The sequence below is a fragment of the Streptococcus pseudopneumoniae genome (assembly GCF_001072315.1).
In the GTDB taxonomy this organism is placed as follows: Bacteria; Bacillota; Bacilli; order Lactobacillales; family Streptococcaceae; genus Streptococcus; species Streptococcus pseudopneumoniae_R.
On record NZ_JVLI01000097.1, the window covers coordinates 1 to 615 of the forward strand.

Here is a 615-nt window from a genome sequence, read left to right on the forward strand (position 1 = left end):
AAGACCTGTGATTGTTCCAACTACACCTAGACCAGTAATAATTTTTGTAATGATTTCCATTTTATTTTACCTCTTTTAATTTCTTTTTTATAACAAAAGGCACTGCAGAGATTTCTACAGTGCCAAACACAATACTATTTTTATAATTCATCAAATTCTTCACGATAAATCGTCCGAACAGTAGCTACTAGAAGAGTAAGTACTATCATAATAGGAATCTCAATATGTGGATAGGGAAGGAAATTAGTTCCACCTGCAGGTATTGGAAATTCATGAACTGCGCCATCAATCCAAGCACGTTGAACAAAACCCATAACATGAATTCCGTACCATCGGAAAAAAGCATCTCCTACCGAAGGAGTAATCCAGTGTAAGATATCAATCAAAAGCCAAAAAGGCAAAAACAGAACTAATCCAACACAACATTTAGATACAATCCAAAGTATGACAACTCCAAACGCTGATTTCACAACATTAATACACCAAAGAATGATATAAAAGGGAGCTGTAAAAATCCTAATGATAGCTACCCATAACCAGGAAAAATCATTCCCAAATTTCATAATCCTACTCCTCCACGATTTACCGTTATTATACCATAAAAATAGCTTATTT

Annotated in this window: 1 protein-coding gene; it reads right to left on the minus strand. The window is 34.1% G+C overall.

The window, feature by feature from the left end; genetic code table 11:
* Positions 1–140: 140 nt before the first annotated feature.
* Positions 141–563, minus strand: a complete 423-nt coding sequence (locus ADH54_RS04840; RefSeq protein ID WP_049524246.1) for a hypothetical protein — start codon at positions 561–563, stop codon at positions 141–143.
* Positions 564–615 lie beyond the last annotated feature (52 nt).

What these genes read in the sequence shown, in the direction of transcription:
- ADH54_RS04840 (WP_049524246.1), bottom strand. Translation starts at nt 563, where the DNA reads ATGAAATTTGGGAATGATTTTTCCTGGTTATGGGTAGCTATCATTAGG.